General features: G+C 73.6%; 24 protein-coding genes. 13 read left to right on the top strand and 11 right to left on the bottom strand.

What is annotated here, in order from left to right:
* Window positions 1-62 precede the first annotated feature (62 nt).
* The gene (locus ACF09C_RS03170; RefSeq protein WP_392088038.1) at window positions 63-1,115 is read left to right on the top strand and encodes a lactonase family protein; all 1,053 of its coding nucleotides are present in this window, start codon (window positions 63-65) and stop codon (window positions 1,113-1,115) included.
* A 74-nt stretch (window positions 1,116-1,189) separates the two neighbouring features.
* Here the strand turns inward: ACF09C_RS03170 and ACF09C_RS03165 are convergent, their stop codons facing one another.
* The gene (locus ACF09C_RS03165; protein WP_392088036.1) at window positions 1,190-2,113 is read right to left on the bottom strand and encodes a sirohydrochlorin chelatase; all 924 of its coding nucleotides are present in this window, start codon (window positions 2,111-2,113) and stop codon (window positions 1,190-1,192) included.
* Between the two features lie 87 nt (window positions 2,114-2,200).
* Window positions 2,201-3,193, bottom strand: a complete 993-nt coding sequence (locus ACF09C_RS03160) for an N-acetylglucosamine kinase (protein WP_392088034.1) — start codon at window positions 3,191-3,193, stop codon at window positions 2,201-2,203.
* Between the two features lie 121 nt (window positions 3,194-3,314).
* Here ACF09C_RS03160 and ACF09C_RS03155 point away from each other — a divergent pair, with 121 nt between their 5' ends.
* Window positions 3,315-3,992 (top strand): uracil-DNA glycosylase, encoded by a 678-nt coding sequence (locus ACF09C_RS03155; RefSeq protein WP_392088032.1) that lies wholly within the window; start codon window positions 3,315-3,317, stop codon window positions 3,990-3,992.
* A 26-nt stretch (window positions 3,993-4,018) separates the two neighbouring features.
* Window positions 4,019-4,696 (top strand): alpha/beta fold hydrolase, encoded by a 678-nt coding sequence (locus tag ACF09C_RS03150; RefSeq protein WP_392088030.1) that lies wholly within the window; start codon window positions 4,019-4,021, stop codon window positions 4,694-4,696.
* A gap of 16 nt (window positions 4,697-4,712) precedes the next feature.
* Here the strand turns inward: ACF09C_RS03150 and ACF09C_RS03145 are convergent, their stop codons facing one another.
* The 4 genes from ACF09C_RS03145 to ACF09C_RS03130 all read right to left on the bottom strand — a co-directional run bounded on the left by ACF09C_RS03145 (window position 4,713) and on the right by ACF09C_RS03130 (window position 7,392).
* Entirely contained in the window at window positions 4,713-5,378 is a 666-nt protein-coding gene (locus tag ACF09C_RS03145) for an SDR family NAD(P)-dependent oxidoreductase (protein WP_392088027.1), read from the bottom strand.
* Window positions 5,379-5,465: 87 nt separating this feature from the next.
* Entirely contained in the window at window positions 5,466-6,221 is a 756-nt protein-coding gene (locus ACF09C_RS03140; RefSeq protein WP_392088025.1) for an anti-sigma factor domain-containing protein, read from the bottom strand.
* A complete protein-coding gene (locus ACF09C_RS03135; protein ID WP_392088023.1) occupies window positions 6,218-6,790 on the bottom strand; it encodes a sigma-70 family RNA polymerase sigma factor in 573 nt (190 codons plus the stop codon). The genes ACF09C_RS03140 and ACF09C_RS03135 overlap by 4 nt, the downstream gene beginning before the upstream one ends.
* A 110-nt stretch (window positions 6,791-6,900) precedes the next feature.
* Entirely contained in the window at window positions 6,901-7,392 is a 492-nt protein-coding gene (locus ACF09C_RS03130; RefSeq protein ID WP_392088021.1) for a MarR family winged helix-turn-helix transcriptional regulator, read from the bottom strand.
* Window positions 7,393-7,527: 135 nt separating this feature from the next.
* Here ACF09C_RS03130 and ACF09C_RS03125 point away from each other — a divergent pair, with 135 nt between their 5' ends.
* From ACF09C_RS03125 to ACF09C_RS03095, 7 genes are all read left to right on the top strand, one after another.
* Window positions 7,528-8,796, top strand: coding sequence for an NAD(P)/FAD-dependent oxidoreductase (locus tag ACF09C_RS03125; RefSeq protein ID WP_392088019.1), 1,269 nt, complete (start codon window positions 7,528-7,530; stop codon window positions 8,794-8,796).
* A gap of 278 nt (window positions 8,797-9,074) precedes the next feature.
* Window positions 9,075-11,000 carry a hypothetical protein gene (locus ACF09C_RS03120; RefSeq protein WP_392088016.1) on the top strand — a complete coding sequence of 642 codons (1,926 nt, stop codon included), beginning with the start codon at window positions 9,075-9,077 and terminating at the stop codon, window positions 10,998-11,000.
* Between the two features lie 189 nt (window positions 11,001-11,189).
* Window positions 11,190-11,771 carry a fasciclin domain-containing protein gene (locus ACF09C_RS03115; protein ID WP_392088014.1) on the top strand — a complete coding sequence of 194 codons (582 nt, stop codon included), beginning with the start codon at window positions 11,190-11,192 and terminating at the stop codon, window positions 11,769-11,771.
* 361 nt (window positions 11,772-12,132) lie between these two features.
* On the top strand, window positions 12,133-13,707 hold the full coding sequence (locus ACF09C_RS03110) for a molybdopterin-dependent oxidoreductase (RefSeq protein ID WP_392088012.1): 1,575 nt from the start codon (window positions 12,133-12,135) through the stop codon (window positions 13,705-13,707).
* 130 nt (window positions 13,708-13,837) lie between these two features.
* The gene (locus ACF09C_RS03105; protein ID WP_392088009.1) at window positions 13,838-14,485 is read left to right on the top strand and encodes a fasciclin domain-containing protein; all 648 of its coding nucleotides are present in this window, start codon (window positions 13,838-13,840) and stop codon (window positions 14,483-14,485) included.
* Window positions 14,486-14,712: 227 nt separating this feature from the next.
* Complete coding sequence (locus tag ACF09C_RS03100; RefSeq protein WP_392088007.1) at window positions 14,713-16,836, top strand: MMPL family transporter; 2,124 nt, start codon at window positions 14,713-14,715, stop codon at window positions 16,834-16,836.
* A gap of 137 nt (window positions 16,837-16,973) precedes the next feature.
* On the top strand, window positions 16,974-17,156 hold the full coding sequence (locus ACF09C_RS03095; RefSeq protein WP_362422666.1) for a DUF6480 family protein: 183 nt from the start codon (window positions 16,974-16,976) through the stop codon (window positions 17,154-17,156).
* A 61-nt stretch (window positions 17,157-17,217) separates the two neighbouring features.
* Here the strand turns inward: ACF09C_RS03095 and ACF09C_RS03090 are convergent, their stop codons facing one another.
* On the bottom strand, window positions 17,218-17,553 hold the full coding sequence (locus ACF09C_RS03090) for a UBP-type zinc finger domain-containing protein (RefSeq protein WP_392088004.1): 336 nt from the start codon (window positions 17,551-17,553) through the stop codon (window positions 17,218-17,220).
* A 194-nt stretch (window positions 17,554-17,747) separates the two neighbouring features.
* Between ACF09C_RS03090 and ACF09C_RS03085 the strand changes: the two genes are divergently transcribed.
* Window positions 17,748-19,121 (top strand): cryptochrome/photolyase family protein, encoded by a 1,374-nt coding sequence (locus ACF09C_RS03085; RefSeq protein WP_392088002.1) that lies wholly within the window; start codon window positions 17,748-17,750, stop codon window positions 19,119-19,121.
* A gap of 33 nt (window positions 19,122-19,154) precedes the next feature.
* Here ACF09C_RS03085 and ACF09C_RS03080 read toward each other — a convergent pair whose 3' ends face one another.
* Window positions 19,155-20,237 carry an NADH:flavin oxidoreductase/NADH oxidase gene (locus ACF09C_RS03080; RefSeq protein ID WP_392088000.1) on the bottom strand — a complete coding sequence of 361 codons (1,083 nt, stop codon included), beginning with the start codon at window positions 20,235-20,237 and terminating at the stop codon, window positions 19,155-19,157.
* 132 nt (window positions 20,238-20,369) lie between these two features.
* On the opposite strand from ACF09C_RS03080, the gene ACF09C_RS03075 reads away from it, so the two are divergent.
* Window positions 20,370-20,720: an ArsR/SmtB family transcription factor gene (locus ACF09C_RS03075; protein WP_392087997.1), complete on the top strand. Its 351-nt coding sequence runs from the start codon at window positions 20,370-20,372 to the stop codon at window positions 20,718-20,720.
* Window positions 20,721-20,931: 211 nt separating this feature from the next.
* Here the strand turns inward: ACF09C_RS03075 and ACF09C_RS03070 are convergent, their stop codons facing one another.
* Window positions 20,932-22,299, bottom strand: a complete 1,368-nt coding sequence (locus ACF09C_RS03070; protein ID WP_392087995.1) for an FAD-dependent oxidoreductase — start codon at window positions 22,297-22,299, stop codon at window positions 20,932-20,934.
* 154 nt (window positions 22,300-22,453) lie between these two features.
* Window positions 22,454-23,107: a DUF305 domain-containing protein gene (locus tag ACF09C_RS03065; protein ID WP_392087992.1), complete on the bottom strand. Its 654-nt coding sequence runs from the start codon at window positions 23,105-23,107 to the stop codon at window positions 22,454-22,456.
* Between the two features lie 193 nt (window positions 23,108-23,300).
* Here ACF09C_RS03065 and ACF09C_RS03060 point away from each other — a divergent pair, with 193 nt between their 5' ends.
* Complete coding sequence (locus ACF09C_RS03060) at window positions 23,301-24,854, top strand: LVIVD repeat-containing protein (protein ID WP_392087990.1); 1,554 nt, start codon at window positions 23,301-23,303, stop codon at window positions 24,852-24,854.
* On the opposite strand, the gene ACF09C_RS03055 is transcribed toward ACF09C_RS03060, so the two are convergent.
* On the bottom strand, window positions 24,806-25,513 hold the full coding sequence (locus ACF09C_RS03055) for a TetR/AcrR family transcriptional regulator (RefSeq protein ID WP_392087988.1): 708 nt from the start codon (window positions 25,511-25,513) through the stop codon (window positions 24,806-24,808). The two genes, ACF09C_RS03060 and ACF09C_RS03055, sit on opposite strands and share 49 nt — an antisense overlap.
* Window positions 25,514-25,556 lie beyond the last annotated feature (43 nt).

Below are 25,556 nucleotides of genomic sequence, written 5' to 3'. Positions count from 1 at the left end.
GCTAACGTCAGCCCCGACGACGGGGCCGTCGGCCGACCGCCCCGGTGGAGAGGGGAGACGCCATGGGCGGTACGGACACCGGTCGAGCGGCAGGGACACGAGCCTTCATCGGCTCGTTCACCTCGGCGGGGGGCCGGGGCATCCTCTGTGCCGACGTGGACCCGGAGACCGGCGCGCTGACCGTCACCGGCGCGACGGACGCGCTCCCCGACCCGTCCTACCTCGCCCTCGCCGGCCCGGTCCTCTACGCCGTCTCCGAGACCGAGGAGGGTGCCGCGGCCGCCTTCGACGTCTCCGGGGCCGCACCCGGGCAGCTCGGCGCGCCCAGGCCCGTACGCGGCGCCGCCCCCACCCACCTCGCCGTCGCGCCGGGCCACGTCCTCACCGCCAACTACACCTCCGGCAGCGTCAGCGCCCTCCCGATCGCGGCGGACGGCTCCCTGGGCGCCGCCGACGCGGTGCTGCAGCACGAGGGCTCGGGGCCCGTCGTCGACCGCCAGAGCGGCCCGCACGCCCATCAGGTCCTGGTCGCCCCCGGCGGGCGCTGGGCGACCGCGGTGGACCTCGGCACCGACTCCGTACGGATCTACGCCCTGGACCCCGCCACGGGCGCGCCGCGGCCGCACGGCGAGACCGCGCTGAAGCCCGGCACCGGCCCGCGCCATCTGGCCTTCCACCCGTCCGGCAGCCACGCCTACGTCCTGAACGAGCTGGAGCCCACCGTCACGGTCTGCCGCTGGGACGGCGAGGCTGGCCTCCTGGAGCCGCTCGGGGAGGCCCCTGTCGTCGCTGCGGGGACCCCCGGCCCCAGCTACCCCTCGGAGGTCGTCGTGGCGCCGGACGGCCGCTTCCTCTGGGCCGCCGTGCGCGGCGTCGACACCCTCGCCGTCCTCGCCCTCGACCCGAGCGGCGAACGGGCCGAGTTCCGCGCCGCCGTGGACTGCGGCGGCCACTGGCCGCGCGACCTGGTGCTCGACCCCTCGGGGCGGCGGCTCTACGCGGCCAACGAACGCTCCGGTGACGTGACCTGGTTCGACGTCGACCCGGAGACAGGGATCCCGCGCCGCGCGGGCGCTGTCGAGGCCCCGGCGGCCTCCTGCGTGGTCTTCGGCTGACCGGCCACCCGCCGTACGCCCGAGGGCCCGCACCGGACGTCGTCCTGTGCGGGCCCTCGGGCATGTCCTGCCGCTCAGTGCGTGGGGGCACCCTGCGGCTGCTGCGGGGCGATGCCCAGCGCGGCCGTGTACTGCGAGAGCACCAGCTTGCCGATCGCCGGGTAGGCGCCCAGCGGCTCCGCGGCGGCGCAGCCCGCCTCCTTGGCGGCGGCGTCGAGCAGGCCGTCGGCCAGCTCCGGGCCGATCAGGTACGGGGCGAGCGCCAGCTGCTCCGAGCCGGAGCCACGCAGCTGCTCGGCGATCGCGGTGATCGAACCCTCCTGGTCGAGGGCGGCGGCCATGACCGGGACGGCGAGGCGCGCGGCCAGCAGCATGCCGGTGATCCCGGCGGCCTGCACGGCCTCCTCGCCGCCGACCGTGGCGAGCACGATGCCGTCCGCCGCCGTGGCGACCGTGAAGAGCCGCGCGCGGTCGGCGCGGGCCAGGCCGGCCTCCGACAGACGCACGTGCAGGCCTTCGGCGAGCAGCGGGTGCGGTCCGAGGACGTCCGTCAGCTCGGCAACGTTGCCGCTGTCCATCACGGCCTGCCGGATCCGCCGCATCAGGGCGCTGTCCGGGCCCGCGAGCAGCGGCACCACGACGGCGGACGGGCCCTCGGGGGCGCTGACCTCGCGGCCGGCGGCCACGGCCAGCTCGTACCGCTCGGTGCGCAGGGTCTCGGAGCGCGCCAGGACGCTTCCGAGCGTGGGGTACTCGGCGTCGTCACCGTCCAGGTAACCGATCACCGCCTCCAGGCCGGGCAGCTCGGAACGCGCGATGCTCACGACCTCTTCGGCCAGCGAGCGTATGGCGGGCGACGGCGCACCGGGGACGGCGAGCACCAGCGCGGGAGCGCCCTCGGGCGCCGCCACGGGTTCGGGGCGACGGTGCCGTCCGGGCTGGCGGGGTCGCGGCATTCGTACAGGCAGGCCGGAAGCGGGCCCAGTGGGGGAGCTCATGCGGCCGCATGCTACTGGTTTTGCCCGCCGCGCAGTGCGGTGAGGTGCGGCTGAGCGTTATCTGTCCCTCTTTGTCCGAACCGCGAATTACGTGGCCACATGCAACAACTTCGGCTCCACCGGCAGCCGTAGCGAGTCCGTGGCCAGCGCCGCCGCGAGCGCGAGCGCACCGTCGAGCGGATCCCCGGCCGCCGACGTCTGCCGGGCGTGCGGAAGTTGTCCGGCCAGTTCGGCCCCGAGCGGTACGAGCAGCGGGTCGCCGAGCTTGAACAGGCCACCGGTCAGGGCCACTTCGTACGCCCCCGGGGCCGGGCACACGGCGGCCGCCGCCTCCGCCACGTGCGCGGCGGCCCGCCGCAGGACGTCGCCCGCCACCGGGTCGCCGCCGGCGGCGCAGCCGGCCACGTCGGGCGCGAACGAGGCGAGCACGGCCGGCCGGTCGGTCCGCGGGTACAGCGCGGCCGGCAGCCCGGCGGCCGGACCGAACCGGGCCTCGGCGCGGGCCAGCAGTGCGGACGAGCCGCCCCGCCGTCCGTCGTACGCGCGCATCGCTGCCTCCAGGCCTTCCCGGCCGATCCAGGCGCCGCTGCCGCAGTCGCCCAGGAGGTGGCCCCAGCCGTCGGCCCGGCGCCAGGCCGTCAGGTCCGTGCCGAGGGCGATCAGTCCGGTGCCGCCCGCCACGACCGCACCGGGCCGCTGCCCGAGCGCCCCGGCGTAGGCGGTGACGGCATCGGCCGCGAGCGCCAGCGACCGTACCCCGAGGGCCTGTTCGAGCGCGCCGGGCAGCACCGCCCGCAGCTCCTCGCCGAGCGTCGCCATCCCGGCGGCGCCGATGGCGAGGGCGAGGACGGGCCCGTCCCCCGCGCGCTCGCGCAGCGCCTCGACGGCGGGCAGCACCTGCCCGAGCAGATGGGCCGCCTCGATCCCGCCCGGGCCCGTCCGTACGGGCTCGCGGGACGTCACTGTCCCGACGGCCCGCGCGTCCGCGGCGCGTGCCAGGGCGATCCGCAGCCCGGAGCCGCCCGAGTCGACTCCGACGACCCAGCCTTCGCGGGCCCGCGACGTACGAGGTGACCCCATGGAGCGGCTCCGGGAGGTAGGGGAGGTGAGGACGGCAGGCTATCCCGGGAGAACCCGAGCGCGGCGGGCGGTCGTTGCCGGGTTCAGGAGATGTCGGTGTGCGCCACTAGAGTGACGTGCTGTGGCAGCTCAAGCATTGAACGAACTGGTGGAGCCCGGCTGGGCGGAGGCGCTGAAGCCGGTGGCAGGGCAGATCGCCGCCATGGGCGACTTTCTGCGCGCGGAGATCGCGGCCGGCCGGACCTACCTCCCTGCCGGCCCGCACATCCTGCGCGCCTTCCAGCAGCCCTTCGACGAGGTGCGGGTGCTTGTCGTGGGCCAGGATCCCTACCCGACACCGGGCATGGCGATCGGGCACAGCTTCGCCGTCTCGCCCGACGTGCGTTCGCTGCCGGGCAGCCTGGAGAACATCTACCGGGAGCTGCACACGGACCTCGGACTGCCCCGTCCGTCCAACGGCGATCTGACGCCGTGGACCCGGCAGGGCGTCCTGCTCCTGAACAGGGCGCTGACGACGGCCCCCCGCAAGCCCGCCGCCCACCGCGGCAAGGGCTGGGAAGCGGTCACGGACCAGGCCATCCGGGCCCTCGCCGCGCGCGGGAAGCCCCTGGTCTCGATCCTGTGGGGCCGCGACGCGCGCAACCTCAGGCCCCTCCTGAGCGACCTGCCGGCCATCGAGTCCGCCCACCCGTCGCCGATGTCGGCGGACCGCGGTTTCTTCGGCTCACGCCCCTTCAGCCGTACCAACGAGCACCTGGAACGGATGGGCGCGCAGCCGGTGGACTGGCGGCTGCCGTAGCGGAGCGGAGGAAGGGAACGACGCCCATGCCGAGCATCCGTCGCGGTGACGCGGGCCCCCTGAGCGTCCTGAGCACGCCCGCCGTCCCCGGCGCGGCCGTCCTCCTCCTGCACGGCGGGCGCTCCGAGGGCCTGGAACCGCCGCCCGCGATCAACCTTCCCGCGCTGCGCATGCGCCCGTTCGCCACCGGCATCCGCCGGACCCTCGCCGACCGGGACGTGCTCGTGGCGATGGTCCGCTACCGCCACCGCGGCTGGAACGGGGCGCGTGCCGACGCGGCCCAGGACGCCGAGGCCGCCCTCGCGGCCCTGGCCCGGTCGGCCGGGGACATCCCGGTCGTCCTCGTCGGACATTCCATGGGCGCCAGGGCCGCCCTGCGCGCCGCGGGGCACCCGACGGTCCGGGGCGTGGTCGGCCTGGCGCCCTGGTGCCCGCCGGGAGAACCCGTCGACCACCTCGCCGGCCGGCGGATCCACCTGCTGCACGACGAGGCCGACCGTGTCACCTCCGCGGCGGAGTCCTGGGAGTTCGTCCGCCGCGCACGGGCGGGCGGATCCGAGGCGACGGGGACCGCCATGCCCCGCGGCGGGCACGCGATGCTCCGCGGCGCCGCCGACTGGCAGCGCCGCACCACGGAGCTCGTCGCCGAACTGCTGGACACCCCACCGCCGCGCACGCGATCCGGCGGACAGGAGCGGACCTGACGTCTGCCCCGCCGGCTCAGCGGGGCAGCGAGTCGAGGACCGGAACCACCAGGTGCTCCCGCACGGCCGCCACCGGGTCCGCCCCGGGACCCAGGGCCGGAGCCGAACCCACCGCCGCGCGGGCGGCGAACCCGGTGTCCAGGTGTGGCATACGGACGTCAAGGACCGTGACGCGCTCACGACGGGCCTCGCGCCCGGCCACGCCGAGCCAGGCGGCGAGCGCCGTCTTCGCCGCCGCGTAGTCGGCCATGCCCCGTGCCGGGCGGTCCACGACCTCGCCCGTCACCACGGCCACGACGCCACCGGGGGACATCATCCGCAGGGCGCCCCTTGCGACCGCCATGGGCGCAAGGGCGTTGACCGTGAACACGTGCTCGGCCGACGCGTCCGACACCTCCGCGGCGGAGCCGAACCCCGCCACGCCGATGGCCACCACCAGCGCGTCGAGGCCGCCGAGCGCCGCCTCGGCCCACGCGGCCAAGCGCGCGCAACCGTCCAGGTCGTACGCGTCGAACGAGCGCCAGGGCCGCCCGCCGAGAACCGAGGCGCGTTCCTCGAGCCGCGCACGGTTCCGTCCGGCCAGGGCGGTGGCGGCGCCCCGCCCGGCCAACTGGCGGGCGGCGAGACCGCCGATGTCACCGGTCGCGCCGACCACGAGGACCCTTGTGCCGCCGACGCCCATGCCCGTACTCCTTCGCGAGGTGCCGCCACCTCCCCTTCGCCCGGCAGGCCCCCCACGGATGCGGCACGCCCCGCCACGCGGTCACGGTCACCCGGAAGGCAGCGCGATCACCGCCAGGGGCGTGGACGTCGGCTGCGGCGAGCCGCCCGCCGGCTCCAGCGTGATCCCGACGGCTTCCGCGCCGTCCGTCCGGCCCGACAGGAGTGTCGTGGAGGCCGTGACACCCGTGGGCATGAGCCCCGCGGAGCGCATCGTCCCGTGGTCGTCGTACCAGAGTTGGTAGACCTTCCCGGCCGGCGGCGGAGGCATCGAGGACGCGGCGAACGCCGTCCGGTTCAGCGACGGTGAGTGGACGACGGTGCCGACGGCGTCACCGATCCGCGCCGTCGCCATCCGCGCGTCCGGCGCGGCGAGGACGGCGGCCAGGTCGGTCGTGGCGCTCTGCGCCTGGCGCGCCGCCCGTTCCGCGTCCTCGGCCCGCTCGTACTGCCAGACCGCGACACCGCCGAGGGCGACCGTTCCGACGAGGGAGGCGGCAAGGGCCCACCGGGGGAGCAGCCGCAGCGACCGTGCCCACGCGGCACCGCCGGCGCCGGATGTCGTCCGCGGCGGCTCCTGGCGTACCGTCACGATCCGCCGCAGCACCGCGGACCGCAGCTCGGGACCGACGGACTCGGCGACGGCCCGCCCCAGATGGGCCGCCGTCTCCGACAGTTCCCGTACCTCCTGGGCGCAGGAAGGGCACTGGGTCAGGTGCCGCGCCACCGCCTGCCGTTCCTCCTCCGTGTCGAGCGCGTCGAGTACGTAGGCGCCGGTGAGCGTGTGCAGGTCGTCGACGGTCATGCCGTCACCCCCAGACAGTCCCGGAGCCGGATGAGCCCGTCGCGCATGCGTGTTTTGACCGTGCCGAGCGGCAGCGAGAGGAGGTCGGCGACCTCCCGGTAGGTCAGGCCGCGGTAGTACGCGAGGGTGACCGCCTGACGCTGGCGTTCGGTGAGCCCGCGCAGACAGCGCCGTACGCGTTCGCGGTCCAGACGGTTCTCCACTTCCTCGACGACCTCGTCATAGGCGGGGGTGTGGTCCAGCAGAGCGACCCGCCGCGCGCGGTCGGACGAGGCCTGCTCGGAGCGGACCCGGTCGATCGCCCGACGGTGCGCCATGGTGAGGGCCCAGCCGAGGACCGAGCCGCGCGCCGGGTCGTAGCGGGCGGCGGAGCGCCAGACGTCCACCATCACCTCCTGCGCGACCTCCTCGGACTGCGCGGGGTCGCGCAGCACGGCACGCACCACGCCGAGGACGGGCCCCGAGACCTCGTCGAACACGGCCGCGAACGCCTCCTGGTCGCCGCGTGCCGTCCGTTCCATGAGCTCGGGCAGCTCGGCACGTGGCGGTGGCTCCCGGCCCTCTGCCACATCCGCGTTCCCTCTCACCGTCTGCCCTCCCGCATAGTCCTGCCTACGCAGGTGATTCGGAGCGGTCGGACCTACGGATGGGTCCGATGCGGACGCGGATGCGGGCGTGTTCAGCGCTCGGGTGCGCGCACCGCCGCCAGCTCGTCGTTGAGCGCGGACAGGAACCTCAGGGCGGTGGCCAGTTCCCGGTCGTCGAACCGGTCCAGTGCCCCGGCGGTCGCCTCGGCCAGCGGAAGGAAGTACTGCCGGGCGACGGCGCGGGCGCTCTCCACGTAGCGCACGTGCACGACACGACGGTCCGTGCTCTCCCTCGACCTGCGGATGTGGCCCGCCTTCTCGAGCCTGTCGAGACACGCGGTGACCGCCCCCGAAGTCAGCCCCAGCTGCTCCCGCAACCGGCCGGGTGTCAGGGGCTGCGGGCTGTCGAGGATGATGCCGAGGGCCTGTACGTCCGTCGGGTGCAGGCCCTGGGCCAGCGCGAAGCCGTGCACGAGCCGGCTCATCTCCCCGTGCGTACGGCGCAGCGCGACCGCGAAGCTCTGAAGATCGCCCGTCGTCCGCCCCGGGGGCGGAGTCGTCTCCTCGTCATGTGTACCGGCCACACGATCAGCCTACGCGCCGAAGACATGACCGGTTCACCGGCCGGCGCCCACGCCGGTCGCGTCCTCCCGGGCCCGACGGGTCACGCGGCGTAACGTGACCGCGTCGGATCGGCGACGAGGGTGGACCGAGGAGCGATGACGGGGATGCGCGGGACCGTCGGCGAGGCCGTGGACGTGGTGGTCGTCGGTGCGGGTGTGGCAGGCCTCGCGTGCTCGGCCGACCTGCTCGCCGCGGGACTGACGGTGCGTCTGCTGGAGGCCGGGGACGCCGTGGGCGGGCGGATGCGGACCGACCGGATCGCCGGCTTCACTCTGGACCGGGGCTTCCAGGTGTTCAACACCGCCTATCCACAGGTCAAGCGGCGCCTGGACCTTCGGGCGCTCAGACTGCGGCCCTTCACCGCGGGCGTCCTGGTGCGCACCGCCGACGGGACACGCCGGTTCACCGATCCCACCCGTCGCCGCCGCGGGAACGGCGGGCCGCTGCTGCCGGTCGAAGGCGTCTCGGCCCGCGACCTGGCCGCCCTGGGCGCGCTGTCCGCCCGCGACATGCTGGCGCCCGCCTCGTGGCTGCGGGGCCGTGGCGCGGACACGACCACCGCGACCGCGCTCGCCGCCGCGGGGCTCTCGTACGACCTCGTGGAGAGCTTCCTGCGGCCCTTCCTCTCCGGGGTGTTCCTGGAGGACGACCTGGAGACATCGGCGCGCTTCTTCCATCTCGTCTGGCGGAGCATGCTGCGGGGCACCCTGTGCCTGCCGGCCGACGGCATCGGCGCCGTCCCGGCCCAGCTCGCCGCGCGGCTGCCCGACGGTGTCCTGCGCACCGGAGCCCGGGTCGCCTCGCTGACACCCGACGGCGTGGCCCTCGCCGAGGGCGGCGGTCTGCCGGCCAGGGCCGTCGTCGTCGCCACCGGGCAGAGCGCCGCGGGCGAACTCCTGCCCGGCCTCGACGTACCGCGCGGCAGGACGGTGACCACCCTCTACCACGCGGCCCCGAGGTCGCCCCTGACCGAACCCACGCTCCTCGTCGACGCGCGGCGGCGGTTCCTGAACACCTGTGTCCTCACCGAGGTCCACCCCGGGTTCTCCGGCGACGGCCGGGCGCTCGTCTCCACCTCCGTCCTGGGCACCCCAGGACCCGCCGAAGTGGCCGACGTCGAGGCGGCTCTCGGCGAGGCGTACGGCGCGGACGTGACGACCTGGGAGGCCGTGCACAGCGTCACGGTGCGCGACGCCCTTCCCGCGATGCCGCCACCGCTCGTCCTGTCCCGCACCACACGCGTCGGCCCCGGCCGCTACGTCTGCGGCGATCACCGGGCGACCGGCTCGCTGCAAGGCGCCCTGGCCTCCGGGGCACGAGCCGCCCGGGAGATCCTCGCCGATCTGGGACGCGGCACGGGCTGAACGAGTGCGGAACCGGCTGGGCGCGCGCCCGGAACCGGCTGGGCGGCCCCGGCCCCGGCCGAACGGACCCAGCCCCGGCCGAACGGGCTCTGCACCGGCCGAGCGGGCACGCGCGGCCGTGTCCTGTCGCCACCCGCGCGGGGGCCCCTCCGGTCATCTGTCGGAGGTGACCGGGCTCCCGGCCGGATCGTTGGACGGTCATGTCGTCCGACGCCGACCAGATCACCGCGATATAGCCCCCGTCGCCGCCCCGCCCCCGGCGGCACGACGCCGAGGCCGTGCTCGTCGAGCACTACCCCCGACTCCTCAGGCTCGCCTACCTGATCCTCCCGCCCGCCCTCGGCCGGCACCGTCGCGTGCTCGCCGCCCACGCCCTCGTACAGAAGAGCCTCTCCGGAGCGCGGCCCGCGCGTGCCCGGTCACGGGTGCCCGCACAGGCCGCCGACTCGGCCCAGGTGCGGGAGTGGCTCCGGGAGCGGGTGCTGTCCGCCGCGCTGCGCGCGGCCGCCCACCCCCGCCCCTTCCCCGTACGGCCCCTGCTGCCCACGGTCCTGGGACTGCGGCTCTTCACCCGGGCGGGCGGGGACGGCGAGTTCGCCCTGGACCGTGAGCTGGCCCGGGTGTCCGCGGACGTACGGGCGGCCTTCGCCCTGCGCGTCCTCGAAGAGGAGAACGCCCGGTCCGCCGCCGCTCTGCTCGCCGCGGCGGGGGTACGGGAACCGGCGCAGGCCCTCCACGCCGCCCAGCATCTGCGCTCCGTCGTCGGAAGCGATGCCGAATCGCTCCTGCACGGAGCCGAGTTCGACCCGTGCACCGTACAGACGCGGCCCACGGACCTGCTGCGCCGCCGCCGGCGCACCCGCCTCGCCGGACTGGCCGCCGCCCTGGTGCTCGCCACCACCACGGCCGCGGTGCTCGGCACGCGCGCCGAGCCGACCCCCGGCACCGCGGCGGCGCCGGGCCCGGCCGCCGCCCTCGCCCCGGTGACGGACCCCGGGCAGCTGGTCCGGGCGCCGGCGGAGCTGTGGGCCGACACGGCCCGCGTCGACCTCACCGCCTGGCCCGCGCGCGGCACGAGGACGACCGACGAGGCACTCCTGGCCCGCGCGCTCGACGCCTGGGCCCGGGGCTCCCTCCCGCACGGCAGCGGCGAACGCGCCGGCCCCCGCCTGACGGCGACGCCGGGAACGCCGACGTCCCCACCGGTCGCACCGCCACGGCTGCTCTACGCGGGAGCCGTCGACGGGGCCCTGGTCGTGCTCCTCCACGACGACCGCAGGGTCGTCCGTTACACCGAGCCGAACACCCCCGGGGAACCGGCCACCTTGGAACTCGCCCACGCCGACGACGCCGATGTCACCACCGGCGCGGCCGTCGTCCTGAGCAGGTCGGCGGGTGGGGCGCGGTTCCTGCTCGCACCCTGGATCGACCGGAGCGCCGTACGGGACCTCCGGCGACCGGACCTGCCGGCCGCAGCGCTGGCGGCCTCCCCGGACGGGGTCACCGCCCCCGTGCCCCAGGTCACCGGCGACTGCCGTCGCGTGCCCGCGCTCGAACTGCGGTCCTCCACCCGTATCGTCGAGGACCACTCCTTCCTCCTGGCCGACCTCGGGGAGCTCACTCCCGTCCACCTGACCTGGACACCCGTGCCGGGTCCTGGCGTTCCGGCGCGACAGCCCCGCGAGGCGACCTCGCGGGCGGGGCTCGGCGCCTGGGAGGGATCGGCCTGCGCCCTGCCCGCCCTGCGGCAGAGCGGCGTACGCGCGGTCAATCGTTGGGAGTTCGCCCGCCAGAGCCTCCCGGAGAAGAGCGGATCGGCCACCTGGACGTGCCTGCGGGCGGAGAACTGGCAGGGGCGCGCTCGGGTGACGGTGGCCCTGGAGCCGGCGACGGGGGCCGGCCTCCCACTGCGGGGTCCACGACCCGCGCCGGCGGACACGGCCGCGTGCGGCAGGTTCGGTCAGCACATGCTCGCCGGCACCTTCTGGACGGCACCGTCCGGAGCGCGCTACTACCTCGCCGCGGGCAGCCGTCACCTGACCTCGGTGACGGTCGGGGGCGCGGTCTCCGGGACCTCGCGGGGGCCGGTCCTGGCCGTGCGGGCGGCCGGGGACGGACCGGTACGGCTGACCGGCACGCTGCGGGAAGCGGGCGAACTCCAGGGGTGGGGCGAGCGGCTCGTTCCCGCGCCGCCGCCGGAGTGACCGGGGGGCGGACTCGCCGTGTCCGTCCGGCGACGTCAGGTGGCGAGGAGGCGGCCCGGCCGACGCGCCGGCACATCGCTGCCCACTCTCCTCATCCGATCGGGGGTGTGGCGTCGAATATCAGCCGAGACGTATTTCCCGCCCATGGCCGAGCCCGTCCCCGGTTCGGACCCAGGAGGAGGAAGCATCATGAGCACCTCGCATTTCGCGCGCCGCGCGGCTGCCGCTGCCGCCGCCGTCGTCCTTCCGGTGTCTTTCGGCGTCCTGGCCCCGCAGTCCTTCGCGGCCGCCCACGCGGACGGGCCGTTCGGTCCCGGCTGTGCCGCCTTGCCGACCAGTGGTGAGGGCAGCGTCGACGGCATGGCCGACGACCCGGTCGCGACCGCCGCGTCGAACAACCCGGAACTGTCCACCCTCGTCTCGGCGGTCAAGGCGGCCGGCCTGGTCGACACGCTGAACAACGCCGAGAACATCACCGTCTTCGCGCCGACCAACGACGCCTTCGCCAAGATTCCGAAGGCCGACCTCGACAAGGTCCTGGCCGACAAGGAGCAGCTCACCAAGATCCTCACGTACCACGTCGTGGGGGAGAAGGTCGACAAGGCCGATCTCGCCGACGGCTCGTTCAAGACGCTGCAGGGCGGCACCCTGACGACCTACGGCTCGGGCGACGCCTTCACGGTCAACGACACCGCCAAGATCATCTGCGGCGACGTGCCGACCTCCAACGCCAACGTCCAGATCATCGACACCGTCCTGATGCCGAAGTGACCCGGACGACGTCCCGCACGCATCCCCCAGGGCGCTCCCTCATGCGCGTGACCGTGCAGTTGACGTACATGCCCTCCGCGCGGGGCGGCGCCCCGCTGCGCCGGTCCGTCCTGCGTGAACCGCAGGCAGTCCGTCACGAACTCGTCCGCTGGCTGGACGCGGGCGGGGCAGCCGCCCTGGAGGTCCACCGGGGGCCGCGGGCTGCTCATCGTCGACGCGCTGGCCGACGCCTGGGGCGACCTGCCCGATCGTCCGGGCCACACCGTGTGGGCGGAACTGGGAACACGTCAACCCGCAGCCCGGTCTCACTCGTGAGAGCGATCGGCCAATCCGGGGAACCGGGTGACTCCGAAGTCCGGTCGTGAACATCGACAAGGCAGCCGTCGGCAGACGAGCACGGGCGTCCCTCGTGGGTGTCGTCTCCGGCTACGCCGCGCTGGCCCTTGCGGAACTCGTCGCGGCCCTGGTCCGGCCCGAGTCCGGACCCGTGATCGCCGTGGGAGGAGCGGCCGTCGACCGGACTCCGGCGGGGGTCAAGGACTGGGCGATCCGCACCTTCGGGACGAGCGACAAGCTGGTCCTGCAGGCCGGGATCCTCGTGGTCATGGCCTGTCTGGCGGCCGGGCTCGGTCTGCTCGCGCTGCGCATGCGGCGGACGGCCGCGGCGGGAGTCGTGGCCTTCGGCGTGATCGGAGCGGCCGCCGCGCTGAGCCGGCCCGACTCCGACGCGTACACCGACGCCCTGCCGTCCCTGCTGGGCGGCCTGGCCGGCGCTGTCGTGCTCCACACCCTGATCGGCCCGCTCGCCGCGCGTACCACCGACAGGTCTGACGGTCGGCCGGACGGCTGGAACCGGCGGCGCTTCCTCCTGACCACCGGCGGCGTCGTCGTGGCGAGTACGGGAGCGGGGGCGCTGGGCCGGGCGCTGACCTCGGCCGGAGCCGGCGACGCGGTCGCCTCCCGCGCCGCGGTCGTCCTGCCCCGTCCCGCGTCACCCGCGGTCGACGTGGCTCCCGGGGCGGCGCCGCGCGTGCCCGGCCTCAGCCCCTTCGTGACGCCGAACCGGGACTTCTACCGGGTCGACACCGCGCTGGTCGTCCCCAAGGTGGCGACGGACGGTTGGCGGCTTCGGGTGCACGGGCGGGGCGTACGACGGGAGTTGAACCTCACCTTCGACGCCTTGCTCGACCGGCCGCTCATCGAGCGCGACATCACGCTGACCTGTGTCTCCAACGAGGTGGGCGGGCCGTACGTCGGCACCGCGCGCTGGCTCGGCGTACCGCTCGCGGGGCTCCTCGCGGAGGCGGGCGTTCGGCCGCCGTCCCGCGGCGGACCGGCGGACCAGCTCGTCGCACGCTCCGTCGACGGCCTGACGCTCGGTACGCCGGTCGAGGACGTGATGGACGGCCGGGACGCCCTGCTCGCGGTCGGCATGAACGGCGAACCCCTGCCGTTCGACCACGGCTTCCCCGTCCGGATGGTCGTGCCCGGACTGTGCGGCTATGTCTCGGCGTGCAAGTGGATCGAGGAGATCGAGCTCACCACCTTCGCCGCGTACGACCCGTACTGGGTCAAGCGGAAGTGGGCGCGCAGGGCGCCGATCAAGACCCAGGCCCGCATCGACACCCCGAAACCCTTCGCCCGGCCGGCCGCGGGGACGGTCGTGGTGGCGGGAGTCGCCTGGGCCCAGCACCGCGGGATCGACCGTGTCGACGTCCGCGTCGACGACGGTCCCTGGCAGCCGGCCGACCTCGCCGCCGAGCACACCCGCGACACCTGGCGCCAGTGGTCGTACCGCTGGCAGGCCACCCCGGGCACCCACACGCTCACCGTCCGCGCGTCCGACAGGACCGGCGAGACCCAGACCGAACGCCGTACGCGAACGATCCCCGACGGGGCCAGCGGATGGCACTCCGTCGTGGTGACCGCCGGCTAGCCCGGCCCGCCGATCCACCCCTTCCGGCCGATCAACCCTTCTCACCCCACTCACCCCACTCACCCCCTTCACGCCACTCATCCAGTCCATCCAGCCCATGCAGTCAGATACCCACCAAGGAGTACCTCTGATGAACGCCCTCCGATTCCGCCGTGCCGCCGTCGCGGTCGCCGCCGCGGCCCTGCTTCCGCTCTCGCTCGCGGCCTGTTCGGACTCCGGCAGCGACGCGTCGTCGTCCGGCTCGACCCCCGAGGCCTCCGCCACGGAGGAGAGCTCGCCCTCCGCCGACGAGGGCACGACGGCCGCCGCGCCCTTCGGGCCGGCCTGCGCCTCGGTGCCGAAGGACGGTGCGGGCTCCTTCGACGGCATGGCCAAGGACCCGGTCGCCACGGCCGCGTCGAACAACCCGGCCCTGTCGACGCTGGTGGCCGCCGTCAAGCAGGCGGGCCTGGTCGACACCCTCAACAACGCCAAGGACATCACCGTGTTCGCGCCGACGAACGACGCCTTCGCCAAGATCCCGAAGGCCGACCTCGACAAGGTGCTCGCCGACAAGGAGCAGCTCACCTCGATCCTGACCTACCACGTCGTCGGGCAGAAGCTCACGCCCGAGCAGCTGAACGACGGCTCGTTCGAGACCCTCCAGAAGGGAATGATCACCACCAAGGGCTCGGGTGACGACTACACGGTCAACGACTCCTCCAAGGTCGTCTGCGGCAACGTGCCGACCGCCAACGCGACCGTCTACATCGTCGACACCGTCCTGATGCCGAAGTAGAACCGCGCGCCGACGGCAGGCGGTGACGTGTGCGGCCCCCACCACGGTGGGGGCCGCACGTGCGTCGCCGGTTCGACGCTGCAACCGGATCGCACGCTCCGGCCGAAGTGCACGGTGACGCGACCGTGGCCACGTGCCGGAGGGGCGGGAAGGGGGCGGGGTTCAAGTATTTCAATCATTGAGATACTTTGCTGTCGAACTTGTTGCGCATCGTCTTGAGGAATGACATGAGAAGCACTTCGCGGTGGGTACGTCTGCTCGTGCCGTTCGCGTTGCTGGTGGTGTGGCTGGGCATCGGCGGCACCCTTGGCCCCTACGCGGGCAAGCTCGGTGAGGTCGCCACGAACGACCAGGCCGCGTTCCTGCCGCGCAGCGCCGAATCGACCCAGGTCCTCGAAGCCCGCAAGGCCTTCGAGACGTCGGAGACGGTGCCCGCGATCGTCGTGTGGACCGCCGACGGCGGGCGGGTGACGGAGGCACAGCGGCAGGCCGCCGGCCAGGCGGTCGCCGGGCTCGACGGCGACACCGGCATCGCGGGAACCCCGTCGCCCGCGTTCGTCTCCACGGACGGCCAGGCCCTCCAGGCCGTCGTTCCCCTGGCTCCCGACCTCGGCGAGGAGCTTCCGGCCGTCCTCGACGAGGTCCGCGCGGCCGCGCAGACCGTCCCCGGTGCCCAGGTCCAGATCGCGGGCCCCGCGGCGAGCCAGGCGGATCTGTCCGACGCCTTCGCCGGGATCGACGGGCTCCTGCTGGCCGTGGCGCTCGGCGCCGTCCTGCTGATCCTGCTGCTGGTCTACCGCAGCCTGCTGCTGCCCCTGGTGATCATCATCAGCGCCGTCCTCGCCCTCGGTCTCGCGTGCGCGGTGGTGTACGCGCTCGCCGACCGCGACATCGTGCGGGTCGACGGTCAGGTGCAGGGCATCCTGTCGATCCTGGTCATCGGCGCCGCGACCGACTACGCCCTGCTGCTCGCCGCGCGCTACCGCGAGGAACTCGCCGCCCGGGGCGACCGCGCGGCGGCGGCCGTCGCCGCGGTGCGCCGATCCGCGGGGGCCATCGTCGCCAGCGCGGCCACCGTGGCCCTCGCGCTGATCGCCCTGCTCGCCAGCGATCTGACCAACAACCGGGCCCTCGGACCGGTGGGCGCCATCGGCATCGTCTGCGCGGTGCTCAGCACGCTGACGTTCCTGCCCGCCGTCCTCGTCCTGCTCGGCCGCGCCGCCTACTGGCCCGCCACGCCCAAGCCCTCGGACGCCACGGCCGAAGGCCACCGGCTCTGGCGCCGCGTCGCCGCCCTCATCGACCGCTCGCCACGCCGCGTCTGGGTCTCCACCGGGGCCGTGCTGCTTGCGCTGGCCGCCTTCTCGCCGGGGCTGTCCTCCCAGGGCGTGCCGCTCGACGAGATCTTCGTGAACGACGCGCCCTCCGTCAGCGCGCAGAAGACCCTCGGCCGCCACTTCCCGGGCGGTTCGGGGAACCCCACGGTGATCATCGCCGACGCCGACCGCGCCGAGCAGGTCTCCCGGGCGGCGGCCGACACCGCAGGGGTCTCGTCCGCGGCGACCGTCACCGCGTCGGGCCGACCGGGACCGGGTGCGCCGCTCGTCGTCGACGGCCGGGTCCGCATCGACGCCACGCTGTCGGCGGCCGCCGACAGCGACGCCGCCAAGGAGACGGTCGAGCGCCTGCGTGAGCGCGTCCACGCCGTTCCCGGCGCGGACGCGATCGTCGGCGGCTACACGGCCCAGCAGTACGACACCCAGCGGACCTCGGAACGGGACCGCGCGGTCATCGTGCCCGTCGTCCTCGGCATCATCCTGCTGATCCTGGTCCTGCTGCTCCGCTCCCTGCTGGTCCCGGTCCTCCTGGTGGCCACGGTGGCGCTCAACTTCTTCGCCACCCTGGGGGTCTCGGCCCTCGTGTTCGAGCATCTGCTCGGCTTCAGCGGCACCGACGCCTCCGTCCCGCTCTACGGATTCGTCTTCCTCGTCGCCCTGGGCGTCGACTACAACATCTTCCTGATGTCGCGGGTGCGGGAGGAGACCCTCACGCACGGCACCCGCCAGGGGGTGCTGCGCGGGCTGACCACCACCGGGGGAGTCATCACCTCGGCCGGCGTGGTCCTCGCGGCCACGTTCGCGGCCCTCATGGTGATCCCGCTCGCCTTCCTCGTCCAGATCGCCTTCATCGTCGCCTTCGGCGTGCTCCTCGACACGCTCGTCGTCCGGTCCCTCCTCGTGCCGGCCCTGGTGATCGACATGGGCCCGCGCGCCTGGTGGCCGAGCGCCCTCGCCCGTGAAGCCCGGGGCGCTTCCCCCACCGCGAAGCGGACGGCGCGATCGGCTGTCTGACCGGCTGTCTGACCGGCTGTCTGACCGGCTGTCTGACCGGCTGTTTCGACGCACGACCGACGCGCCTCGCGGCCCGACGCGGCTCGGGGGACCGTGGAGAGGAACGGTGTCCACGGTCCCCCGACCCGGGAGGCGTCATGGTTGACAGACTCGTACGGCCCGAGGAGACACCCCCTGCCGAGGGGTCCACGTCGTCGGCGCACCCGGAGCGCCCTGATGGGGGTGTCTGGGAGCACCCGATGGTGTGGGTCTCCCTGATCGCCCTCGGCTCCGTGATGGTGGCGCTCCTCTTCGCCTTCCGCATCGGCGGCGGTCTGTGAGCCGCCAGGGTCCCGGCCACGTCATGGGGTTCGGCGCTCATGACGGCGCCTCGCCCCGGGCTCATCGGCCGCTCGGTGACGCGGTCTCGACCAGGAAGAGTTCGTCCGCGTAGCACCATGCCCATGGCTCGTCGGGTTCCAGGGAGAGCGCCACCGGGTGTCCCGTGGCCTCGTAGCGGGCGTAGGCGTGGCGGCCCCGGGAACTGTCGCAGCATCCGACGTGCCCGCAGGTCGCGCACCAGCGCAGCCTCGACCAGCGCCGGCCGAGGGCCAGGCACTCGGCGCAGCCGTCGCCGGGGGGCGGTGCCGGTCTCGTCACGGCCGCGAGATGGGCGCAGTGGCGGCCGTAGGGACGCCCTCGGTCGGGTGCCACCGTCCACGACCGCTCGGTGCTCACGACACGGCCCTCCCGCTCCCTCGTCGTCGTCCTCTCTTCGTGGGAACACACGTCCACGGATGCGTGGACGCGATCCGCCGCATCCGTCGCATCCGTACTCCGCCCGCGGCCGGAAGGGTCCCTGTAGAACCGCCGTGGTCCGGCCGGCCGATCACCCCGCGCCCATGCGGCGGCCGATCATCAGGAGTCGCCTCATGACCCTCTCCGTAGTCCTGTTCACCTCCGACCTGCGCGTGCACGACCACCCGCCGCTCCGGGCGGCCCTCGAAGGGGCCAGGGAGGTCGTGCCGTTGTTCGTCCGCGACCCCGCGGTCGACCGCGCGGGATTCGCCGCCCCCAACCGGCTGGCGTTCCTGGCCGACTGCCTCGTCGACCTCGACAAGGCGCTGCAGGCCAGGGGTGGCAGGCTCGTCGTGCGTACGGGGGACACGGTGGACGAGGTGTGCGCGGTGGTACGGCAGACGCAGGCCGACGAGGTCCACATGGCCGTCGGTCACACCGCCTTCGCCGTCGCCCGGGAGGCGAGGCTCCGCAAGGCCCTGGAGGCGGACGGCTGCCGCTTCTACGTCCATGACGCGGTGAGCACGGCCGTGTCACCCGGTGACGTCACCCCCCAGGGCTCCGACCACTTCGCCGTGTTCACGCCGTACTTCCGGCGCTGGTACGACCAGCCGCTACGACAGCCCTTCGCCGCCCCGCGCGCCGTGCCGGTGCCCTCCACCGTGCGGACCGAGGACCTTCCGGCACGCTCGGCCGTCTCCGGGGTGTCCGAAGGTCTCGCGGCGGGCGGAGAGAGCGAGGGGCGCAAGCGGCTCGGCTCCTGGCTGTCGCGGCATGCCGACGCGTACCAGGAACGCCACGACGACCTCGCGGGCGACGTCACGTCGAGGCTGTCCCCGTACCTCCACTTCGGCGCCCTCTCGCCGACCGAGGTGGTGCAGCGCGCCCGGTCGCGCGGCGGGCACGGCGCCGAGGCGTTCGTCAGGCAGCTGTGCTGGCGCGACTTCTACCACCAGGTCCTGGCCGCGCGGCCCGAGACCTCCACCCGGGACTACCGCACGCAGGGCGACCGCTGGCGGAGCGGTGAGGACGCCGGGGCGGAGTTGCAGGCGTGGCGGGAGGGACGCACGGGGTACCCCATCGTCGACGCGGCGATGCGTCAACTGGCCCACGAGGGCTGGATGCACAATCGCGGACGTCTGATCGCCGCGTCCTTTCTGACCAAGACGCTGTACATCGACTGGCGCGAGGGGGCGCGCCACTTCCTGAGCCTCCTCGTCGACGGCGATGTGGTGAACAACCAGCTCAACTGGCAGTGGGTGGCGGGCACGGGTACCGACACACGGCCCAATCGGGTCCTCAACCCGATCCGGCAGGCGCTCCGCCACGACCCCGACGGCCGCTACGTCCGCCGGTGGGTTCCGGAGCTGGCCGGTCTCGAAGCGCCCGACGTCCATGAACCCTGGCGGCTGACCGGGCTCGACCGGGCCGCCTACGACTACCCGGACCCGCTCGTCGCGCTCGGCGACGGCCTGGCCCGCTTCCGGAACGCGCGCGAAAAGGGCTGACGCCCCGGCGTGGGCGCGTCGGCCGGCCGGTCCTCAGATCGCCCAGGCGTACGGGACGGGCGCGTGGGTCACGGCGCCCAGTTCGCGCGCCGCGCGGCGGGCCCAGGACGCGTCGCGGAGCAGCTCCCGGCCGAGCAGGACGGCGTCCGCCTCGCCGTTGGCGACGATCTTCTCCGCCTGCCCGCTCTCCGTGATGAGGCCGACCGCCGCGACCGGCAGCCCGGTCTCGGCCTTCACCCGGGCGGCGAACGGCACCTGGTAGCCCGGGCCGACGGGAATGTCGGCCGGGCCGCCGTTGCCGCCGCTGGAGACGTCCAGGAGGTCGACGCCGTGCTCGCGCAGCAGGCGCGCGAAGCGGACCGTGTCGTCGGCGGTCCAGCCCGCGTCCTCCAGCCAGTCGGTGGCCGAGATCTTGAAGAAGACCGGCAGTTCCTCGGGCCACGCGCCCCGGATGGCGTCCACGACGTCGAGGGCGAGTCGGGTGCGGTTCTCGAAGGAGCCGCCGTAGGCGTCGGTGCGGCGGTTGGCGTACGGGGAGAGGAAGCTGCTGATCAGATAGCCGTGGGCGCCGTGCACCTCGACGACCTCGAAGCCGGCGCCGCGTGCGCGTCGCGCCGCCTCGGCGAACTGGCCGGGGATCTCGGCGATCTGCTCGGCCGTCAGCTCCGTCGGCACGGGGTGGTCCTCGGCGAACGGGACGGGGCTCGGCCCGACCGGCTGCCAGCCGTGCTCGCCGGGGCCGACCGGCCCGCGGCCCTCCCAGGGGCGCTTGGTCGACGCCTTGCGGCCGCCGTGGCCGAGCTGGATGCCCGGCACCGTCCCGTGCTCCTTGAGGAACCGGGCGATCCGGCTCAGCGCCCGCGCCTGGGTGTCGTTCCAGATGCCCAGGTCGGCGGGGCTGATCCGGCCCTCGGGGGAGACGGCCGTCGCCTCGACGAGGATCAGGCCCGTCCCGCCGGTGGCACGGGCGGCGTAGTGGGCGAAGTGCCAGTCGTTGGGCACGCCGGCGTCCGGGCCGGAGGGCTCCGCCGAGTACTGGTCCATGGGGGCCATCCACACCCGGTTCGGGATGGTCAGCGACCGCAGGGTGTAGGGCTCGAACAGGGCGACGCTCATGACGGACTCCTCTGGCGGGGGCCTTGCTGGTGGCCTCCCGGGGGTACTCGTACGATAGCCGTCGTAGTACGGCGGCTGTCAAACTACGAGGATTATCGTACAATGGTGACTTCCGGATGAAGTGGAGCCGCCGTGACGACCGCGACCAAGCCCCGGGTCCTGGACCACCCCGCGCGGGACGAGATACGCCTGGAGGCGGTGCTGCACGCGCTCTCGGACGCGGTACGGCTGCGGATCGTCAGCGACCTGGCGCGGGCCGACGGCGCCGAGCTGAGCTGCTCGTTCTTCGAACTCCCGGTGACCAAGTCGACGCGCACGCACCACTTCCGGGTGCTGCGCGAGAGCGGCGTCGTCGAGCAGGTCTACCGGGGCACGGCCAAGCTGAACGCCCTGCGCCGAGCCGACCTGAACGCGCTCTTCCCCGGCCTCCTCGACAGCGTCCTGAGCGCCGCCCACGCCCAGACGACCCGCGAGGCCGACTAGGGCCTGTCCGGCGGATCATGACCGGGGCCGCGGCGTCTGGCACGGCGCCTCGCCGCGTTGCCGAAACGCCCCGATAGCTCCGCTATCGAGACGCTCCGGCGCCTTGCGATGCACCGCACCAGACGCCGCGTCCTATCCGGCCCTGATCCGCCGGACAGGCCCTAGGGCCTGATGCGCCGGGCCCTGATCCCGCCCGATCCGGACGAAGGCCCTAGGCCCCGTCCCCGCCCGCCGCCGCGCGGAGGCCCGCCCAGTCGGGGATCTTGACCCGGCCGCGGCCCAGTGAGCGGCCGAGGGCGGATTCCGCTCGTTCGATGGAGAGCCAGCCCCGCCAGGCGACCGGGTCGTGGCCCAGGTCGCGCAGGGCGTCGAGCGGGTCGCCGGTGAGCCGGCGGTCCGTCAGGGCGGACGCGTCCGCGAGGAGCGAGGCCACGGTCTCCTTCGCGCAGGGGCGGTTGGTGCCGATGACGCCCGTCGGCCCGCGCTTGATCCAGCCGGCCACGTACTCGCCGAGCGACGGGACGCCGTCGCGCAGCACCCGGCCCGCCTCGTTCGGGACCGTGCCCCGGGCCTCGTCGAAGGGCAGCCCGGCCAGCGGGACCCCCTTGTATCCGACGGCCCGCAGCACCAGTTGGGCCTCGATCTCCTCGAACGCGCCGGTACCCCGCACCCCGCCCTTGCCGTCCGGCACGGTCCGCTCGAAGCGGACCGCGGCCACCCGCCCGTCCTCGCCGAGCAGTTCCACCGGCCGCAGGAAGAACCGCAGATGGATTCCGCGCGGCGCGTCGGAGTCCGCGCCGTCGGCCGCCCAGCCGCGGACGACCTCCACGTTCCGCCGGTTCACGGCCGGCAGCCCGGCGGAGTCGGTGTACGCGGGGTCCAGGGCCAGGTCCGCCGGATCCACCCGCACCCGCGCGCCGGGCAGCCCGCCCAGCTCCCGCAGCTCCTTCGTCGTGAACTTCGCCTGCCCCGGGCCCCGTCGGCCCACCATGTGCACCTCGCGCACCCGGCTCGCCGCCAGCGCCCGCAGGGCGCCCTCGGGCACGTCCGTCAGCCGCAGTTCGTCCGCCCCGCGCGCCAGGATCCGCGTGACGTCCACCGCCACGTTGCCGACCCCGATCACCACCGCCGAGCGGCCGTCCAGACCGGTCCCGGATCCGGCGAAGCCGTCGGTCACCGCGTCGGGGTGCGCGCTGTACCAGGAGACGAAGTCCGTCGCGGACCAGCTCCCCGCCAGGTCCTCGCCGGGCACCCCGAGCCGGCGGTCCCGCGCCGCGCCCACGCAGTACACGACCGCGTGGTACAGCTCCCGGAGCCGGGCCGGGGTCAGCCCCCGCGCGCCGACCTCCACGTCCCCGACGAAGGAGATCCGCTCGTCCTCGAGGACCGCCCGCAGGTTCTGCTGGAGCGACTTGATCTTCTCGTGGTCGGGCGCGACCCCGTAGCGGACCAGGCCGTACGGGCACGGCAGCCGGTCCAGGACGTCGACCCGCACCCCGGGCAGCACCGACTGCTGGACCAGCGACTGGGCCGTGTAGACCCCGCTGGGCCCGGAACCGACGACAGCGACTCGAAGCACGTCCGTACTCCTTCCCGCCGCGGGAATGCCCGCCGAGAGGCTTCCAGCATCCCACCGGAAGCCCCCGGAGGGGAGGTGCGTGACACCATCCGAGGCGCGTCGGCGCGCCCGGCCGCCCCGCCCCGCCGCCCGACCGCCACGAGCCGCCCCCGCCCTACATCGACCGCATCCGGTTGATCTCGGCCGACTGCTGCGCGATCACGTCGTTGGCCATCTCCTCCACCAGCACGTTGTTCCCGTTGCCCAGCACCTCGGCCGCCATCGTCACCGCGCCCTCGTGGTGGGTGATCATCAGCTTCAGGAACAGCTCGTCGAAGGCGGCGCCCTTCGCCTTCCTCAGCTGCGCCAGCTGCGCCTCGGTCGCCATCCCCGGCATCGTGTGGTGGTCGTGGCCGCCCTGGTCGCGCGGCCCGCCGTTGTTCTTCAGCCAGCCCTCCATCGCGCCGATCTCCGGCTGCTGGGCCGCCGTGATCCGCTCCGCCAACTTCTTGACCTGCGCCGACGCGGCCCGCTCCGGGACGAGCGCGGTCATCGTCAGGGCCTGCCGGTGGTGCACGATCATCATCTGCGCGTAGGTGAAGTCCGCCGCGTTGGGCTTGTCGTCGGGCAGCAGCTTGGACGCCTCGGCGGGGGATATCCGGCGCGCCGGTTCGCCCGGCTTCCCCGGTGCCACGACCGCGGGCTCCGTGGCCCCCTTGCCCTGCGGCGTGCCCCCGCCGGACCCCGAGTCGCAGGAGGCCAGGGCCAGTACGGCGACGGCGCTCAGCGCCAGAGCGACGGCTCCGCGGGCGATGCGGCGGTTCGACAAGACGACCTCCAGAGGTGGTTCGGGCGGACAGGGCCGGGCTGGTCCGGGCACCGTTCCTAGCACGCTTCCACGGGCCGTTGATCAAAAACCTTCATTACATGTGTGTTGCCATCTGTTGAGATGTGCACGCTAAGGACGATACTGCCGGGGGCCATGAACCGTTCAACTTCGAACGGACACAAGGGAGGACGGAGTGACTTCGTTGCGTACGACGCGCCTCACGCGTACCCCGCGCGCTCGGATCAGAGGTCTGGGCGTGGCTACCGCCGCGGCCGGACTGCTGGTCAGCCTGCTCGCAGCCGGCCCCGCGGCCGCCACGCCCGACCCGGGCGACAGCACCGCGCGGTCGACGGTCTCCTCGGAACAGGCGGCCGAAGCGCGATCCGCCATCCAGAGCGGCGAGATACCCGGCGTGGACGAGATCGTCCACAGCGCCAACATCAAGCACCTCGTCAACATCCCCAAGGACGCTCTTCTGGGGACCAACTCCGATCTCGCGTTCCAGGGCAAGTACGCCTTCGCGGGCAACTACGACGGCTTCCGGATCTTCGACATCAGCAACCCGCGCGCCCCGAAGACGGTCGCCCAGGTCCTGTGTCCCGGATCGCAGAACGACATCTCCGTCTCCGGCAACCTCCTCTTCCTGTCCACCGACTCCTCCCGCAGCGACAACTCCTGTGCCAGCGTCAGCCAGCCGGCCACGGAGAAGTCCTCCTGGGAGGGCATGAAGATCTTCGACATCAGCGACATCCGCAACCCGAAGTACGTCGCGGCCGTCGAGACCGCGTGCGGCTCGCACACCCACACGCTGGTGCCCAAGAAGAAGGACGTGTACGTCTACGTCTCGTCGTACTCGCCCAACTCCACCTTCCCGGACTGCCAGCCGCCGCACGACGGCATCACGGTCATCAAGGTGCCGCGCAAGGCGCCGCAGAAGTCCGCGATCGTCTCCTTCCCCGTCCTGTTCCCCGGTGAGGGACCGGACGGCGGCGGCAACCCGGGCGGCCCGACCAACCCCGGCGTCTCCAAGACCACCGGCTGCCACGACATCACCGTGCTGCCCGGCAAGGACCTCGCGGCCGGCGCCTGCATGGGCGACGGCATCATCTTCGACATCGAGGACCCGGAGCACCCGAGGGTCATCGACCAGGTCCAGGACAACGTCAACTTCGCGTTCTGGCACTCCGCGACCTTCAACCAGAAGGCCAACAAGGTCGTCTTCACCGACGAGCTCGGCGGCGGCGGCGCGGCCACCTGCAACGCGGCCGTCGGCCCGAACCGCGGTGCCAACGGCATCTACGACATCGTCGGCAAGGGCAAGAAGAGCAAGCTCGTCTTCCGCAGCTACTACAAGATCCCGCGCCACCAGGCCGACACCGAGAACTGCGTCGCCCACAACGGCTCGCTGATCCCGGTCCCGGGCAAGGACATCATGGTCCAGGCCTGGTACCAGGGCGGTGTCTCCGTCTGGGACTTCACCGACTCCAGCAAGCCCAAGGAGATCGCCTACTTCGAGCGCGGCCCGATCGCCACGGACCGGCTCGTCGGCGGCGGCTCCTGGTCGGCGTACTACTACAACGGCTACATCTACTCGAACGACCTGGTCAAGGGCTTCGACGTGCTGAGGCTCGACGACCGTCGCACGGACATCGCGAAGTGGATCCGGATGGACGAGCTCAACGTCCAGACGCAGCCGGACTACTTCGACGACTTCGACGGCGGCTGGGGCGACTGGGACGACGACTGACGCGGCACCCGCTCCGGTGACACCGAAGCGACCGAAGCACTGAACGGCATGCCGTCGGGCGGACCTCCGTCCGGCGGCATGCCCCTCTCCCACTCCAGCCCGTACCGCTGGAACAGCTCCGCCCGCAGCCGCGCCACCGGCATCGGCGCCCCCGGCAGCAGCACCGCCACCACCGCGCCCATCAGCAGCGCCCGCAGCAGCGGATAGTCCGCGTCCACGTCCGCCGCGCCGTACCGGGTCACCGTGTCCCGCAGCAGGAACGCCAGGCGCTGCTGCTCAGGGCACTGCACGAACCCCTCGGCCTGCAGGATCCCCGCCATGTGGGTGCGCATGAGCACCGGGCGGTCCACGGCGAGCCCCAGGATCGCGTCGATGGCCCGCGCCATCCGCTCCCGCCCGTCCTCCGTGCGCGGCTCCCGCTCCAGCGCCTCCTCGAGCGTGAGGTGCATCAGCCGGTGCACCGCCGACTGGAGCAGCTGGCGTTTGCCGGGGAAGTAGTACGAGATCAGTCCGCGCGCCGAACCCGCGCGCTCGGCGATGTCACCCAGCGTCGTCGCCTCGTAGCCGCGCTCCGAGACGAGTTCGACAGTGGCTTGGAGCAGTCGCTCCCGAGATCGTCGCCTGAGCTCTTCATTGACCGATGGGCTACGCGGGGACATGCTTGACTCCTGCGTTGACTGGCTCGCAGCCAATATACTCAGC

This window comes from Streptomyces sp. NPDC014870 (assembly GCF_043081505.1).
Lineage (GTDB): Bacteria > Actinomycetota > Actinomycetes > Streptomycetales > Streptomycetaceae > Streptomyces.
The sequence above is the reverse complement of the archived record's forward strand: the minus strand, read 5'-3'. Positions and strand labels throughout refer to the sequence as shown.